16 protein-coding genes and 1 pseudogene are annotated in these 15,656 nt (G+C 58.7%); 10 read left to right on the top strand and 7 right to left on the bottom strand.

What is annotated here, in order from left to right; all coding sequences use genetic code 11:
• Window positions 1-123: 123 nt before the first annotated feature.
• The 3 genes from serS to DQX05_RS10360 all read right to left on the bottom strand — a co-directional run bounded on the left by serS (window position 124) and on the right by DQX05_RS10360 (window position 2,678).
• Complete coding sequence (serS, locus tag DQX05_RS10370) at window positions 124-1,398, bottom strand: serine--tRNA ligase (protein ID WP_119793276.1); 1,275 nt, start codon at window positions 1,396-1,398, stop codon at window positions 124-126.
• Between the two features lie 281 nt (window positions 1,399-1,679).
• On the bottom strand, window positions 1,680-2,171 hold the full coding sequence (locus DQX05_RS10365) for a MarR family winged helix-turn-helix transcriptional regulator (protein WP_119793274.1): 492 nt from the start codon (window positions 2,169-2,171) through the stop codon (window positions 1,680-1,682).
• A 27-nt stretch (window positions 2,172-2,198) separates the two neighbouring features.
• Window positions 2,199-2,678, bottom strand: coding sequence for a glutathione peroxidase (locus DQX05_RS10360; protein ID WP_119793454.1), 480 nt, complete (start codon window positions 2,676-2,678; stop codon window positions 2,199-2,201).
• Between the two features lie 213 nt (window positions 2,679-2,891).
• Between DQX05_RS10360 and DQX05_RS10355 the strand changes: the two are divergent.
• Window positions 2,892-3,091: pseudogene (locus DQX05_RS10355) on the top strand (twin-arginine translocase TatA/TatE family subunit).
• A 57-nt stretch (window positions 3,092-3,148) separates the two neighbouring features.
• On the opposite strand, the gene DQX05_RS10350 reads toward DQX05_RS10355, so the two are convergent.
• The gene (locus DQX05_RS10350; RefSeq protein WP_119793272.1) at window positions 3,149-3,889 is read right to left on the bottom strand and encodes a stalk domain-containing protein; all 741 of its coding nucleotides are present in this window, start codon (window positions 3,887-3,889) and stop codon (window positions 3,149-3,151) included.
• A gap of 200 nt (window positions 3,890-4,089) precedes the next feature.
• Window positions 4,090-4,797 (bottom strand): TraX family protein, encoded by a 708-nt coding sequence (locus DQX05_RS10345; protein ID WP_119793270.1) that lies wholly within the window; start codon window positions 4,795-4,797, stop codon window positions 4,090-4,092.
• A gap of 205 nt (window positions 4,798-5,002) precedes the next feature.
• Here DQX05_RS10345 and DQX05_RS10340 point away from each other — a divergent pair, with 205 nt between their 5' ends.
• The 5 genes from DQX05_RS10340 (at window position 5,003) to DQX05_RS10320 (ending at window position 11,135) form a co-directional block, all read left to right on the top strand.
• Complete coding sequence (locus DQX05_RS10340; protein ID WP_119793268.1) at window positions 5,003-5,791, top strand: SDR family oxidoreductase; 789 nt, start codon at window positions 5,003-5,005, stop codon at window positions 5,789-5,791.
• A gap of 141 nt (window positions 5,792-5,932) precedes the next feature.
• Window positions 5,933-8,065 (top strand): DNA topoisomerase III, encoded by a 2,133-nt coding sequence (locus DQX05_RS10335; protein ID WP_119793266.1) that lies wholly within the window; start codon window positions 5,933-5,935, stop codon window positions 8,063-8,065.
• Between the two features lie 39 nt (window positions 8,066-8,104).
• Complete coding sequence (locus DQX05_RS10330) at window positions 8,105-9,091, top strand: D-2-hydroxyacid dehydrogenase (RefSeq protein ID WP_119793264.1); 987 nt, start codon at window positions 8,105-8,107, stop codon at window positions 9,089-9,091.
• A gap of 428 nt (window positions 9,092-9,519) precedes the next feature.
• Complete coding sequence (locus DQX05_RS10325) at window positions 9,520-10,377, top strand: polysaccharide deacetylase family protein (RefSeq protein WP_259391895.1); 858 nt, start codon at window positions 9,520-9,522, stop codon at window positions 10,375-10,377.
• 23 nt (window positions 10,378-10,400) lie between these two features.
• Window positions 10,401-11,135 (top strand): YkyA family protein, encoded by a 735-nt coding sequence (locus tag DQX05_RS10320; protein WP_119793263.1) that lies wholly within the window; start codon window positions 10,401-10,403, stop codon window positions 11,133-11,135.
• 174 nt (window positions 11,136-11,309) lie between these two features.
• Here DQX05_RS10320 and DQX05_RS10315 read toward each other — a convergent pair whose 3' ends face one another.
• Window positions 11,310-11,519 carry a hypothetical protein gene (locus tag DQX05_RS10315; RefSeq protein WP_119793261.1) on the bottom strand — a complete coding sequence of 70 codons (210 nt, stop codon included), beginning with the start codon at window positions 11,517-11,519 and terminating at the stop codon, window positions 11,310-11,312.
• A 376-nt stretch (window positions 11,520-11,895) separates the two neighbouring features.
• Here DQX05_RS10315 and DQX05_RS10310 point away from each other — a divergent pair, with 376 nt between their 5' ends.
• Both DQX05_RS10310 and DQX05_RS10305 read left to right on the top strand, forming a co-directional pair.
• Window positions 11,896-12,879 carry an ROK family protein gene (locus DQX05_RS10310; protein WP_119793259.1) on the top strand — a complete coding sequence of 328 codons (984 nt, stop codon included), beginning with the start codon at window positions 11,896-11,898 and terminating at the stop codon, window positions 12,877-12,879.
• A gap of 84 nt (window positions 12,880-12,963) precedes the next feature.
• Complete coding sequence (locus DQX05_RS10305; RefSeq protein ID WP_119793257.1) at window positions 12,964-13,617, top strand: bifunctional 4-hydroxy-2-oxoglutarate aldolase/2-dehydro-3-deoxy-phosphogluconate aldolase; 654 nt, start codon at window positions 12,964-12,966, stop codon at window positions 13,615-13,617.
• 205 nt (window positions 13,618-13,822) lie between these two features.
• On the opposite strand, the gene DQX05_RS10300 is transcribed toward DQX05_RS10305, so the two are convergent.
• Window positions 13,823-14,188, bottom strand: a complete 366-nt coding sequence (locus DQX05_RS10300; protein ID WP_119793256.1) for a FlxA-like family protein — start codon at window positions 14,186-14,188, stop codon at window positions 13,823-13,825.
• Window positions 14,189-14,441: 253 nt separating this feature from the next.
• Here DQX05_RS10300 and DQX05_RS30655 point away from each other — a divergent pair, with 253 nt between their 5' ends.
• Both DQX05_RS30655 and DQX05_RS10295 read left to right on the top strand, forming a co-directional pair.
• Window positions 14,442-14,615 (top strand): hypothetical protein, encoded by a 174-nt coding sequence (locus DQX05_RS30655; protein ID WP_182914695.1) that lies wholly within the window; start codon window positions 14,442-14,444, stop codon window positions 14,613-14,615.
• 2 nt (window positions 14,616-14,617) lie between these two features.
• Complete coding sequence (locus DQX05_RS10295) at window positions 14,618-15,589, top strand: alpha/beta hydrolase (protein WP_119793254.1); 972 nt, start codon at window positions 14,618-14,620, stop codon at window positions 15,587-15,589.
• Window positions 15,590-15,656 lie beyond the last annotated feature (67 nt).

Below are 15,656 nucleotides of genomic sequence, written 5' to 3'. Positions count from 1 at the left end.
TCGAAAGCACGGATGTGGGCAATAGGTGAGCAAGGATGTAACCAATACTCCGTCCAAATAAGCGCATGACCGTGAAAAAGACAGCAGCCTCCCGTTCGGGGGGCTGCTGCTGTGTAATGGCGTTCATTGGAGGCGATCCATTCCGCGCATATAAGGCCGGAGCGCTTCCGGGATTCGCACCGAACCGTCCGCCTGCTGATGGTTCTCCAGCAGCGGAATCAGGATGCGCGGGCTGGCGACGGCCGTGTTGTTGAGGGTGTGGCAGTACTGGAGCGTCCCGTCCTCATCCCGATAGCGGATCTGCAGCCGCCGCGACTGGAAGTCGAGCAGATTCGAGGCCGAGTGGGTCTCGCCGTAAGCGGCGCGCCCTGGCATCCACGTCTCGATATCGTACTGCTTATACGTCTTCTGCGACATGTCGCCGGTGCAGACGTCCATGACGCGGTACGGCAGCTCCAAGGCATGAAGGATGTCCTCGGCGTGGGCGACCATCTCCTCCAGCATCCGGTTCGATTCCGCCGGATCGCTGCGGGTCAGGACGACCTGTTCCACCTTGGCGAACTGGTGAACCCGGTACAGTCCGCGCACATCCCGGCCGGCCGAGCCGACTTCGCGGCGGAAGCAGGATGAGGCGCCCGCCAGTCGGATCGGCTCGCTCACGTCCACGATCTCGCCGCTGTAATAGGCGGCGAGGCTGACCTCCGACGTGCCGACGAGCCAGCGGCCGTCCTCGGGCAGCGCGTACGTCTGCTCCTCGCCAAGCGGGAAGAAGCCGGTGCCGACCAGGGCTTCCTCCCGCACGAGGAGCGGCACGTCCAGGAGCGTGAAGCCGCGGTCGACGAGCAGATCGAGCGCCAGCTGCTGCACCGCCCGATGGAGCAGCACGCCGGCCTGGCGCAAGTAATAGCTGCGCGAGCCCGCGACCTTCACCCCGCGCTCCGTGTCGATCAGGCCAAGCCGCTCGCCGAGCTCGACATGGTCAAGCAGCTCGAAGGCGAAGCGGGGCGGCTCGCCGACACGCCGCAGCTCCACATTGTCCGCATCCGAAGCGCCGACCGGAGAATCCGCCGCGGGCAGATTCGGAACGAGCAGCATGCAGCGGCGGAACTCCCGCTCCGCTTCGCCCAGCTCCCGTTCCAGACGCTCCAGCGTCTCGTTCATCTCCCGCGCGCTTGCCTTCAGCGTCTCGGCTTCATCACGCCGACCATCGCGCAGACAGGCCGCGATGCGGGCCGAAGCCTCATTGCGGGCTTGGCGGAGCGTATCCGCCTCCTGCAGCCTCGCTCTTCTCGCTTCATCCCATTGAAGCAGTTCATTCACGTCGAACTCCATTCCTTTGACCCGGGCCGCCTCCTGAACCGTATCCGGGTGGCTGCGAATCCATTTGATATCCAGCATTCGTCACATCTCCTTCGATCTACCGAAAATAAACAGAAAGCGCCCCTCATCCGATTGGGACGAGGAGCGCTAGCTCGCGGTGCCACCCAACTTGATTCCCGCTCCCGCTCAGGCGCAGGTGACGGAGAATCCTCTTGGTTCCGCGGTAACGGGCGGGCCCGGTTCACTTAGAGACAAGGACAGGCACAAGCGGCTGTCAATATCCGATCGAGAACGCTCCGAGTTGGATGCTCTTCATTGGCGTAATGGCTGTATCATGATTGATATTATTATAGAATATTCTATCCAAAAGTCAAACCGTCATTCGGCCCGTGCGGAGGAAGCTGCGACAAATGGCCCAGCAGCGTACGGATGTCGTGCAGCAGGCGTGCCGGATCGAGCCGGGCGCTGTCAGCCAGATCCGCCAACTGGGCAGGGATGCAGGCCGCCTCCTTTTTCAGAGAATGGCCCTTGCCGGTCAGTGAGAGGATGACCTTGCGTTCGTCCTCTGCGGCGCGCGCCCGCCGAATCAGCCCTTGCTGCTCCATGCGCTTCAGCATCGGCGTCAGCGTGCCGGAGTCCAAATATAAGCCAAGACCCAATTCCTTTACCGTCATGCCGTCATGTTCCCATAGCGCCAGGAGGGCGAGATATTGCGGGTAGGTCAGCTCCAGCCGCTCCAGCAGCGGCCGGTACAGCTTCGTCAATTCCCGGGAAGCCGCATAGATGGCGAAGCAGAGCTGATTATCCAGCTTCAGCCGCTCATCCGGCGGCAGGGGATGGGATGTCGTCATCGCAATCACTCCTAACCTCGGGCCCCGCTAGAGCAGAACCGCAATCTCATCTTCCAGCTTGGCCGGATTCGTCTGCGGAGCATACCGGTCCACGACGCGCCCGTCTTTGTCCACGAGGAATTTGGTGAAATTCCACTTGATCTCGGTGCTGCCCAATAGCCCTTTTTTCTCATGAGTCAGATGGGCAAACAACGGATCGGCCTCTGGCCCCTTCACATCGACCTTCGCGAACATCGGGAAGGTGACGGCGTAATTCACTTGACAGAACTCCATCGTCTCCTCTGTCTTCTCGAACTCTTGATTGCCGAACTGCGCGCACGGAAAGCCAAGCACGGCGAAGCCACGATCCTTGAACTTGTCATACAAGGCTTGCAGCTCCTTGAATTGCGGCGTAAATCCGCATTTGCTCGCGGTATTGACAATAAGGAGCACTTGCCCTTCGTAGTCCCGCAAGGAGGTCAATTCGCCATTCGGCTTCTTCACCGTAAAATCGTAAACCGTTGCCATCATTCACCCGCTCCTTTGCATTCGAAAAGTAACGTATCAACTTACTACCCTATTTATAGCATATCCAAAAATTGGAGCCAATTAAATTGTGCACAATTTAATTGGCGGAAGGGGCAGTCGGGCCTAATTTGCAAAAGGTCGGAGCAACACGCACTCCGGAAGAAATCTCGACCACCATCCGCCCTCACATCTTTAAGGAAGGAGGTGGCCTCCATGCTGAACAATATCGGGATTCCGGCCTGGTCATTATTTTGATGCTGGCGCTGATGCTCTTCGGCCCGGCGAAGCTGCCGCATCTCGGCCGGGCATTCGGCGATATGCTGCGGGAATTCCGCAATTCCACCCGCGGCCTGACCGATGACGGTAAGGAAGAGGAAGACAGAGAGACGATCGAGATGAAAAAGCTTCCATAGGTCCGACGCAATCAGCCGCAGCCTCCCTAGGCCAGGGCTGCTGCGGCTTCGTTGTTGTTATGGAACGGTCTTGAACCACAGGCCGCTCGTGCCGTCGTGTTTGCGGCCGTTCGCGATGAGCGGCTCCGCGTCGTCTTGACGGACCATGAATGCAGCCCATCCCGTATAGGTCCCGCCGACATATATTTTCGTCCGGAGAGGAGGATCCGGAGTGACGACCGCGACTGCGGGATAATCGGCGCCGGCGGATGAGACCAGGGTGAAGTCGAACGCGTTGACATCGACCGCCGCGTCCGGGTTCGCATGTGAGTCGATGCCGACGGTCACTTTTGCCAATATGTATTCATAGCCTTTGCGCGGCGCTTTGTTGAAGCGATTCGTCGCATAGATTTGTTCCCATGCTTCCTTCCCTCTAACAATCTCCTCGACGGTTATGCTTCCTGTCGCCGTCGCATCGGCTCCGTGGCCCGCCGCAAAGACCACCGTCTCGCCCAGCGAAGCCGGGTGCTGCCGGGAGCCCTTGCGCGATTCGGCCGCTGCGTCTTGCGAGGCCAGCGCAGCACGCGGAGACGAATGGAGCGTGATCGTCTGGCTGGTCTTGTCATAGCGCACGGCGGCCCCAAGCGCTTCCGAGACGGTGCGCAACGGTACATAGACGGTGCCGTTGATGTCCCGGATGTCCGCATCTATTTTCTTCCCGTCCACGATCAGCTTGTACGAGCCGGCGGCCAACGCTCCGGTTGCAAATGCGGCAAGCAGCATCATGAACACGAGTCCGATGAACCATCTATTTTTCATGTCATCTCTCCTCTTGAAGTTATGTACCTAAGCATGTAACAGATCCTATCATTGCTAGGACTTTGCCTATGTTTCTCGCAGCAGCGGCATTGCTGCTTGATAATCTATCAGTAGCAGGGCTATTTTACCATATTCCTATCCCGTTTGCCCTGCTGCACGCTGCGAGAAAACGGGGAATGCACGGCTGACATAGAACCGGCCTATGCCGCAGCCAGCCAACTGATGGCATACAGCAGCCACACATGCAGAGGATAAAAGAAATAGAATACGTATTTGGCCCACGGTTGGTCCGGGCCTCGTTCTCCGTTATAGGCCAGAATCAGCGGGATGGCGAAGATCATCATCCATTGCGGATTGACCACGAACAGGTAATGCGCCGTCCACATCACCTCTCGGTGCACATTGGCGTACGGGGCGAGCGAGAGCACGAGAGAAGTGAGGATAAACGCCGGAATCATCGCTTTGGTGCCTCGAAGCAGATGGAAGACGATCGCCATCGATACCGCCAGCAAGCTGTACTCGACGAAGAACATGGCTCCCATAATCGTGCCGCAGATCAGGATGCCGCCCGCCGTCTGGCCTGATGATCTCGCCCAGTCCAGCGCTGCCATCAGCACGAGCGCGGCGAAGAGCGAGAGGAAGATGTTATTGTCGATCGTGCCGCCCGGCATCGCCAACGTCAGCAGCTCGCTGCCTGCCGCCATCACCAGGGCGAAGATGAACATGCGCAGCATATAGCGCCGGATGTCGCGCGTATGGGCGTAGCCTTCCGCCGCGAAGAAGAAGAAGATGGGGGCTGCCAGCCGTCCCGCGCTATGGAACCAGTCGGGAGAATCCGGGAAATAAAAATGAATATGATCGAGCAGCATGAGTGCCAGCGCGAGCAGCTTCAGCGTGAACGCGTTCAAGGCGTGGAATCCCTCCTTGCGATAGCGGCCGCGGCGTGCGGGCCACGGTTGTCCATTCCCTTATCATAGCACAACCAGAGAGGAGGATTACGAAGAATGTGGTTGAATTTGGTATACTGTCGGTAGCAGCATTGTAGGCGCATGTCGAATCTGTCGCGGCGTGCGGCAGACTTGCCGTATTTTACAGGAGAGGAGTCGGGTATCTATGGATTTGCAACTGAAGGACAAGACGGCCATCGTGTTGGCCTCATCCAAAGGCTTGGGATTGGCAGCAGCCTCCGCGCTGGCGGGGGAAGGGGCGCGCGTGACCTTGGTCGGCCGCCAGGAAGAGACCGTTCGCGAGGCGGCGGGACAGATAGAGGCACGGACAGGCAGCCGGCCGCTTGCCGTCATGGCGGATATTACCCGCCCGCAAGACATTGAACGCATTGTAGCCGTTACCGTGGAGCGGCACGGCACGGTCGACATTCTGGTCAACAATTGCGGCGGGCCGGCACCGGGAACCTTCGATGAGATTGACGACGCGGCCTGGCAGCACGGCTTCGAGCTGACGCTGCTCAGCTATATCCGCTCCATTCGCGCCGTGCTTCCTTATATGCGCGGCCAGAAGTTCGGGCGTATCGTCAATGTGACCTCCTCCGCTCACAAGGAGCCGATCGAGAATCTCGTCGTCTCCTCCACGCTGCGGGTCGGCGTGCTCGGGCTTGCGAAGACGCTGGCTCCGGAGCTGGCACAGGACAATATTCTCATCAATACGGTCGGTCCGGGCCGCTTCGCGACCGATCGCGTCATCCAATTGGACCAGTTGGCCGCGGAGGCACGGCAGGTGGAGGTCGGGCAGATCGAGGAGGAGCAGCGCCACCGCATTCCTATCGGACGCTACGGCAGCCCGGAGGAGATGGGGACGCTGATCGCGTTCCTCGCCTCGCCGGCGAACAGCTATATGACCGGACAGGCGCTGCTGGCCGACGGGGGAGCCGTCCGCTCGCTCTAAGCCGACCATGCATCGCCATGCGGGCCCCGAGAGACAACTTCTTTCGGGGCTACGGCTGTTGGCGGCAGTGGAAGGGACGGCACTGCGGTTGAACGCCATGCTATAATGGGTTCAGAGTATCGATAAGGAAGGAATGGACGCATGAAATCACTCGTTCTGGCAGAAAAGCCTTCGGTTGCGCGGGAGCTCGCGCGCGTGCTGGGATGCCGCAACTCGCATAAAACATATTTTGAAGGTCCTGATTATGTCGTCACCTGGGCGCTCGGTCATCTGGTCGGGCTGGCGGAGCCGGAAGACTACGATAAGAAATACCAGACCTGGCGCCTGGAAGACCTGCCGATCATCCCTGATCGGATGAGATTGAAGGTGCTGCGGGAATCATCTCATCAATTCAAGGCCGTCCAGCAGCTCTGCAAGCGTCAGGACCTGAAGGACCTGATTGTCGCGACGGACGCGGCACGCGAAGGAGAATTGCTCGCCCGCTGGATTATGCAGATGGTGAAGTGGAACAAGCCGTTCCATCGCCTCTGGATCTCCTCCCAGACGGACAAGGCGATTCGGGAGGGATTCCGCCAATTGAAGCCCGGCAAGGCGTTCGATCGGCTGTATGAATCGGCCCGCTGCCGCGCCGAGGCCGATTGGCTCATCGGCTTGAATGTGACGCGGGCACTGACGACCAAGTTCGAGACCCCGTTGTCCGCCGGCCGGGTGCAGACGCCGACGCTGGCGATGCTGATGAAGCGCGAGCAGGAGATTCGGGAGTTCCAATCGCAGGAATATGAGACGGTTCACGCTGACTTCGGCAGCTTCGAGGCCGCATGGCGCGCCCCGGGCGGGGATGCCCGCCTGTTCCGGCTGGAAGAGGCTGTGGCGCTGGCCGAGAAGCTGAAAGGGCGCGAGGCGGTGATCTCCGGCTTGAAGAAGACGGAGAAGAGCGAGCCGCACCCGCTCGCTTACGACTTGACCGAGCTGCAGCGGGACGCGAACCGGCGTTACGGCTTCTCCGCGAAGCAGACGTCGAATGTGCTGCAGCGGCTATACGAGCAGCACAAGCTGGTGACGTATCCGCGCACGGACAGCCGGTATCTGTCTTCCGATATGACGGGAACGCTGCCCGAGCGGCTGGATGCGATGGCCGTCGGCCCGTACGCCGCGATCGCGAAGCCGCTCCTGCGCGGGAAGCTGCATGTGACGAAGCGCATCGTCGATGATGCGAAGGTGACGGATCATCACGCCATCATTCCTACGGATGAGCCGCTGCGGCTGGCCAATCTGTCGCCGGAGGAGCGCAAGCTCTATGATCTAATCGCGCGCCGATTCCTCGCCTTGTTCCTGCCCCCGGTCCGTTACGAGCAAGTCGCGGTCACGATCGGCATGGGGGGGGAGCAGTTGCATGCGAAAGGCAAGACGGTCATCGACAACGGCTGGAAAAAGGCGTATGAGAACGATTGGGAGCTGGCGGATGACGAGGACGATGCCGACGAAGCGGGCAGGGCCGAGCAGCGCCTGCCGAGCCTCACCCAGGGCCAACGGCTGCAGGCGAAGCGCGTCTTCACCCGCCGCGGACGGACGAAGCCCCCTGCAAGATATACCGAAGCTACGCTGCTTACCCAGATGGAGAAATACGGACTCGGCACGCCGGCGACCCGGGCGGATATCATCGAGAAGCTGGTCTCCTCCGACACGATCGAACGCCAAGGCTCTTCGCTCCAGCCGACCGGCAAGGGGACCCAGCTCATCAACCTCGTGTCTGAGCAGCTTCGTAAGCCGGAGTTGACGGCGCAGTGGGAGCGCGAGCTGGAGCAGATTGCCCGCGGTTCGTCGCAGACGTCCGCCTTCATGACGGATATCCGCAACATGACGGAGCAGCTCGTGAGCGAAGTGAAGCGGAGTCAGGCGGAGTATAAGCCGCATAACCTGACGAGCAGCCATTGCCCGGAGTGCGGCTCGCGGCTGATGGAGCGCAAGGGGAAGCGGGGCAAGTGGCTCGTCTGCTCCAACAAGTCATGCGAGTACCGGCGCTCGGAGGAGAAGAATCTGTCGAACCGGCGCTGCCCGCAATGCCATAAAAAAATGGAGTTCAAAATCGGAAAAGCCGGCAAATTCGTGCAGTGCCTTCCTTGCAACATTACGGAGAAGCTGGAGGAAGGCGGCGGCCGAATCAAGAAGCATGAAGAGCGGAAGCTGGTCAAGCAATTCGAGAAGCAGGAGCCGCTCGGCAACAATCTGGGCGATCTGCTCAAGGCGGCGCTGGCGAAGCAGAACGACGAATAAGGAAGCGCAAGCGAAAAGGATAAGGGGGCGAGAGGCGCGATGCGGATCGTCATATTGGACGGCCATGCGCTCAATCCCGGCGATCTGAGCTGGGACGTGCTGCGCGCGGCGGTCGCGGAGGCGGCGTGTATTCCAGCAGCCGAGGTGCAGGTGGAGGCGCATGCGCGCACGGATAGGGAGGAGATTGAAGCCCGGGCGCAAGGGGCGGATATCGTGCTGACGAACAAGACGCCGCTGACTGCGGAGACGCTGCGGAAGCTGCCGTCGCTCCGCTATATCGGCGTGCTGGCGACTGGCTATGATATCGTCGATGTCGATGCGGCGCAATCGCTGGGCATCACCGTGACGAACGTCCCGGGGTATGGCGCGGACAATGTCGCCCAATTCGTCTTCGCCCTGCTCCTCTCCTGGTGCCACCGCGTGGAAGCCCATGATCGCTCGGTGAAGCGAGGCGGCTGGTCCCGCCAGCCGGACTTCAGCTACTGGCTGTCGCCGCAGACGGAATTGGCCGGCAGGACGTTCGGCATCATCGGCTACGGGCAGATCGGCCGCAAGGTGGCCGGGCCGGCCGGGCCTTCGGGATGGATGTCATCGCAGCCCCGCACGGTGCCGGAGGGCGAGGCCGGGATTCGGTTCGTCAGTCAGGATGAGCTCCTGGCCGAGGCGGATGTCGTGTCGCTGCATTGTCCGCTGACCGAAGAGACGCGCGGCATGGTCAACCGGACCTTCATCGGGAAGATGAAGCGGACCGCAGTGCTTATTAATACGTCCCGCGGCGGGCTGCTGCATGAGCAGGAGGTGGCCGACGCGCTGCGGGAAGGGCGGCTCTGCGGCGTCCTGCTGGATGTGCTCGCCGAGGAGCCGCCTTCGGCATCGCATCCGCTGCTCATGCCTCATCAGCGGCTTATCGTCACGCCCCATATGGCCTGGGCTTCGCAAGCAGCCCGCCAACGCCTGCTCGCGATCGCTGCCGACAATATACGTGCCTATCTGATAGGCTCTCCGCAGCATGTCGTCCATCGCTAGGAGAAGGCGGCGATGAAGACGCCGCTCAGGAATGACCCGGGATTCGTTCCCGGGTCATTTTTTTGGCATGCCATGAATATAAATAGTTGGGGCGCTTCTGAATGCTGCATGCGGCATGAGGGACGGGTCAGCGTAAAGCTTCGATTATGATTATGTTCAGCCAGGCCACATCCCTGGAACAGGCAGAGGCGATTCCTGCGGCCGGTCCGCAGGTGCAAGGCATGGCGCTTCCTTTGTTTTACTAGATTGTCCTCGTTTTTCTATCCGATTGAATCTCGATTCCTACCATATTTTTTCTATGAGATGGTAACAACATTGTTTATATTAATCCCGCTTATTTTCCCTTTTTGTCATGTTTCTGTAATGTCAAAATGCTAGACTTGTATTATAGTAGTGTCGAAAGAAGGAGAAGGAAGTGGAGAAAGAGGATGAAGGATCGAAACGTGATGACGAGAAACACACGGAAGCGGAAGAGCAAGAAGAGATGGATCGGGCGGACGGTATTGTTGCTGCTCGTGATTGGCATTTGCTATGGTGCTTATTCGGTCGCCAAGAGCTTGATAGGCACCGGCACCGCGTCGGCGACCGGCAGTGAACTGGTTGTCACGGAAGTAGCCGCATTCGCCTCGGCAGCGGTCGAGAAGGAAGTGCCGAAGGAATATAATGGCATGACCCGCAAGGTCGCCTATCTTACATTCGATGACGGACCAAGCAAGTATTCGAACGACATGCTGGATCTGTTGGACAAAAACGGTATCAAGGCAACGTTCTTCATGCTTGGCGACAATATGAGAACCTATCCCGACGCGGTGAAGCGGATCGTGGAAGACGGCCATTATCCGGGCCTTCACAGCATGTCTCATGATTACAATAAGCTGTACAAGAGCGGCGGTTCAGGGAATTTCATCAAGGAATTCCAGGAAGCCCAAGGCATCGTCAACGATCTGACCGGCGTGACGCCGACGCTTATCAGGGCTCCATACGGCAGCGCTCCGCAGATTGGGGAATCATTCCGCGGCGATATCGCGCAGGCCGGATTCAAGATGTGGGACTGGACGCTCGATTCGCTGGACTGGAATTATGTCGGGCAGCCGAACCGGATTCTGGAGCAGGTCAAGGCAGGACTGACGGAGGACGTGGAGGTTATCCTGATGCATGATCGACAGCAGACGCTGGAGGCTCTGCCGTCGATTATCGAGTATATCCAGAGCAAAGGGTATGAGTTCGAGGTCTATGATCCGAACGCTCACTTTGTCTGCAATTTTCATCATGACAAGCGTCTGTAGCAGGACCTAGGGAGGTACGAAGAGTGGCAGGATTGAGAACATGGGGCGCAGCGGCGGCAATATTGTCCATCGCCGTGGCGATATCAGGATGCGGCGCATCGCCGACATCGCAAATTTTCGACCGGTTCGAGAAGGCTTCGTCGACGGAAGTGAATGTGCCGGCCGCGATGAGCTCGCTGAAAACCCTTGAAGATAAAGATGAGAAGCAATACATTTCCATTATTAATCAAGGCAAGCAGGATAACCGTAACGTGCAGACACTGATCGACAATACGAATCAGGCGCTCGCCGAGCGCAAGCAGGTGCTGGAGCAGATGAAGGCCCAGTTGGACGAGGCGCGCGATCAGATTGGCGAGATGGACGGCATCATCGCGAATCTGAAGGAAGAGGAGCTGAAGAAGCCGGCGGAAGAAGCCTATCAAGCGTACGTGAAGAGGTATGACACGTTCAAGTCGCTCTTCGAGAGCTACGAGAAGTGGATTGAACATGAGCAGTCGCTGTACGAGCAGCTGAAGTCGGAGGATACGAAGCTGAAGTCGATCAATAAGGCGGTCGCGGAACGGAATGAAGCTTACCGTCAGGTCGAAGAATTGAAGACGCAATTCAACGATTACACGACGCAGTTCAATACGCTCAAATCGTCCTTCTACGAGAAGGCGGGCTTGCAGGTGAAGAAGCCTGAGCAGCCGAAGGAAAATGATGACTCCGTCGATCCCGAATTAGAAATTCCGCCAATCGAGAACGACGGCAGCGAATGATGTAATGCTTAGCCCTCATCGCTTTTTCTCCGCCCTGCAGGCGGCGGAATTGGCGGCGGGGGCTATTTGCCGTTGCAACAGGTTCTTGCATGTCCTATGAAGGGGCGGTCGGATCAAAAAAAGCATCCTTATCCGCAAGGATGCTCCGGAAGAACCGTATTACGGGTTGCCCCGTTACCCCCATGTCTTGTGCACAAATTCGGCAGCGATGAGAAAGACGATGTAAGAAACGATGGCGGAAGCAATGTAGGTGATGCCGATCTTCACACGCTGCTGAAAGAGACGGACGATCCCCAGACTGACGAGCGGACACACGATGAGCAGAAAAAACAGCACCGTCACGAACAACTGCGGGCTTATGGAACTGATATCGACGTATGTCATGAATAATCACCTCTTGAACCGATGGTTGAGCGTAGCTCCTGATTGCACATCTATAACCAAATGTAGCCTTCCCTATGCAGTGATATACATCACAGTATCATTATAGCGATTTGCTGTCCCCGCGTCTTCCATTATGATTCCAAGATTAAGGCGATTTTGAGGCAAATTGGAGGAAAATGCTGCGGTTGCGCTGTCGAAGGGCAGTTGCAGGCACCGGTTGCGCCTTCGAATGGTGGCTTGCCGGCTGAAGCCCTCTCTCTTCGTTTGCGGGAAATTTGTAATCCGGTGATTTATTCACGCAAAAGATCGGCGCCTCTCGTGCTATAATACGGATCAAACAGAGCTATCGAACAAGAAGGAAGGGCAGGAGACCAGCATGCAATATATGGTAGGGATCGATGTTGGCGGCACGAATATCGTGTGCGGCCTGGTGAATGAGCGGTATGAAATGGTTGGAAAGCTGAAGCGGCCTACAGAAGCGGCGCTTGGCGTCGACCATGTGTTGGACAAGATTGCCAATATGATTGATGAGCTGTTCGTTCAGTTCGAGGGGGATCGCAGCCTTCTCCTGGCTGTCGGCGCCGGAATCCCGGGGTTCATCGATCCGGAGCGCGGCGTGAGCATCTTCGCGTCCAATCTGAAATGGAATAATGTAGATGTCTCCGGACGGCTTAGCGCCAAGGTCGGTGTGCCGGTATTCATCGATAACGATGTCCGGATGTACGTATATGGCGAGGCGATGAGCGGAGCCGGCCGGGGCGCCGGCGTCGTGCACGGCGTCACCATCGGGACCGGATTGGCGGCAGCTACCGTCGTGCAAGGGGAGCTTTATTACGGAAGCGGCTTCATGGCGGGAGAGCTGGGCCATGTCGCGATCCCGGGCGAGACGACCCCGTGCGGATGCGGGCTGACCGGGTGCCTGGAGACGGTGGTCTCGGCGACAGGCATCGTACGCCAAGCGAAGCAAGCGCTGGAGGGAGGACGCGAGAGCCTGCTGCGCGGCCCGTACGAGCGGGGAGAATTGTCCGCGTCCGATGTATCGCAGGCTTATGACGAAGGAGATGCGCTTGCCATCGAGATTATGGAATATACCGGCCAGGTGCTCGGCACTGGACTGTCATATTCCATCTCGCTGCTAAGCCCGGATGTCATCGTCATCGGCGGCGGCGGCGCCATGGCCGGCGACCGGCTGCTCAAGCCGGTGCGGGAGACGCTGTCCCGTACCGTCTATCACGGCTATCTGGAGCGGCTCACGATTCGCCAGGGCGAATTAATCGATGACGGAGGCGTCATCGGCAGCGCGGCCTTCGCCAAGCGCCGGGCCGAGAAGCTGCGGCAGACGGGCGAGGGGATCATATAACGATTGGAGCCTCGCCTCCATGCGAAGCGAACGAACAGCCCTATCGGCTGTCACGATAAGAAGCGCCGGGAAGGAGGCGGAAGGATGGAGTATCCGGATCGCAAGGAAGATTTAACCTCACTCATGCTACAGGAAAGGATTGTCGCCATATTCCGCGGCTTTACCGGAGAAGCTGCCGATCAGGCAGGGGAAGCGCTGGTAGCCGGCGGGATCCGGTTCATGGAGGTCACCATGAATACCGAGGGCGCCCCGGACATCATTCGCCGGTGGCGGAATCGGTTCGAGGGGCGCGCCTTCATCGGCGCAGGCACGGTGCTGGATGCCGATATGGCCCGAGAGGCAATGGCGGCGGGAGCGGAGTTCCTCATCTCGCCGAATCTGGACGAGGCCGTCATCGACTATGCCGCTGCGCGCGGCGTCGATGTATGGCCGGGCGTGCTGACCCCGACGGAGATCGTGCGGGCGTGGAATGCCGGGGCCAAGGCGGTCAAGCTGTTCCCGCTTGGCACGCTGGGTCCGAATTATATCCGCGAGATTCGTGGCCCGTTGGCCCATATTCCGATTATGGCGACTGGCGGAGTCGATCTGTCGACGATGGAAGCTTATGCCGCGGCCGGCGCCTCGGCATTCGGGCTCGGCTCGAAGCTCGTCCGGGGCGAGGATATCCGTTCCGGCAATTACGCGGGGCTGGCAGAACATGCCGCCCGCTTCGTCCGGCTTGCCCGGACCTTGGGATAGCGGTACTATGCGGCAGAACTGCTACTGCTAGCAGATTCATGAGAGACGTTGCTGCCAATGGAGAGTCGAGTCCCCGCACAAGGGCGAAGACGGCAGCGGAGGAGAGATCTCCCCTTCGGGGCTCCGGCATGGGGCGCTGCGATGAACCGCAAGCGAGATGCCGGAGCCCGAAGGGAGCTTCCTATTTTGGGGAGAAAGCCCCGCGCTAGAGCTTCATATCAATAAAAATAGAATCGCCCTGCGATTTATCGTCCGGATGAATCAATTCGCTAATCGAAGGCCCGATATCCCCCTCGTCCGCTTGGGAGGGGTCTTGTTTTTTCTTCTCCATCTCCATTTTTTTCTTCATCAGCTGCTGAATTTGCATGTCAATGACCTGCATCTCCATTTTGAGCGCCTTTATTTTTTCGTCCTTCACCTTTTGCTCGTCGTCGCCTGTAGCCACGGCCAAGATTTTCTCCGCAATGACGGCTTTTCGTTTGTTCAGCCTTTCAATTTGCCGGTCGATGCCGCTGGCCGCACCGCTGCCAGAACTGGCTAGACCGCCTGCAGATACCGCAGATACATTCATATTCAATCCTTCCTTTCTCCCCAAGGGATAGATGAGTGCCGCAGCCGCTTGGCGGCAGCACGGGCATCTTGCCATAATACTGAAGTTATCGGTTTTCTATCGCAATATTTGAACAGTTACGGAAAAATTTAGGATATTTGAGTTCGTGGAAACGAGTTGTAACGAATGGTGTTTCCCGGAAGGCAGTGGTTGATCCAGGTGCAAGCTTGCCTTTATGGCATCTTGAGTCGTAAATCTAGGAAAATTTGGACATATGGTATACAATAAAAGTAAATTGATTTCGGGAAGGATAGCCATTGTGGCGGCTACCGATATAAGAAAATTTTCAACAAGAGATCCTGCACATCGCCGCTTCCAATGCATGCCGGACATGCAACAACGGCGCGGCACCGATGGGATGGATGAACCGGAAAGTGAGGCGATATGAATATGACAGAGATGACTGATCTGTGGTCTTACAGCATGGGGGCGATGGCCGCGCTGGGCTGCCTCGCCGGAGGAACCTGGACGCTGGCGGTGAAGAGCCAGTCTCCGCGGCAATTGCCGGTGCGGAATGAGCCGGATCGCCCGTTCGAGCGCATCTTCTTGGACGGATGCGCCACGCTGCATGGCTGGTTCGTCTGGGGCAAGGGGAACACGCCGGCGAAGCGTGCTCCGGTCATCATCCTGTGCCACGGATGGGGCTCGAACCGCGAGCGCGTGCTCCGCTACGCTTATCCGCTGGCGGATGCCGGCTTCAATCTGCTGCTGTATGATGTCAGCAGCCATGGAGACAGCGAGGCGGTCAAGGCCCCTTCGCCGCTTCTGTTCCGCGATGACCTGCTCGCCGCGGTTCGATATGTGCGCACCCGTTCCGACGTCGAGCCGGATCGAATCGGAGTGCTCGGCCACTCGCTGGGCGGCTTCGGCGCCGTCATGGCTCTCGATAGCGGACTCGATGTGCAAGCGCTGGTGACGGATTCCATGCCTGCGCGTCCATTGACCCTGGTCGCTGCGGAGTTGCGCCGGAGGCGGCTGCCGTCTTATCCGCTCGCTACGGTTATTCCGCGCATCTGGCTGTACCGCTCCCAGATTCCCGTGTCGGTCTATGAAGAGCTGGATCTGGCCCGCTCGCTGTCCGACAACGAAGCCCGGGCGGAAGGCCGGGTGCCGGTGTTAATGGTGCATTCCCGGGGGGACGGCTTCATCCCGGCCGGGGAGCTGGAAGGGATTCTGACCCGGCTGACGTATCCGCAGCAGCACGTCCTGGTCGACAGTCCGGGGCATAGCTGCTCGGAGCAGGATCCCCGCTTCTGGCCGGAGGTGCTCCCGTTCTTCCGCTGGCATCTGGGGCTGTCGGCCGAGATGCCTTGTTCTTATCCGGAGCGGGCGCCTGCGGCGCGGCAGACATTATTGACTTGAATCCGATGATGCGCAACCGTTTTTTTAGGCTGGTTGCGTATTTTTTTATAGGCAAATGCTGCATTGA

Source organism: Paenibacillus thiaminolyticus, from assembly GCF_003591545.1.
Lineage (GTDB): Bacteria > Bacillota > Bacilli > Paenibacillales > Paenibacillaceae > Paenibacillus_B > Paenibacillus_B thiaminolyticus_A.
Note: the sequence above shows the minus strand (reverse complement) of the source record. Positions and strands in the feature narration are given on the sequence as shown.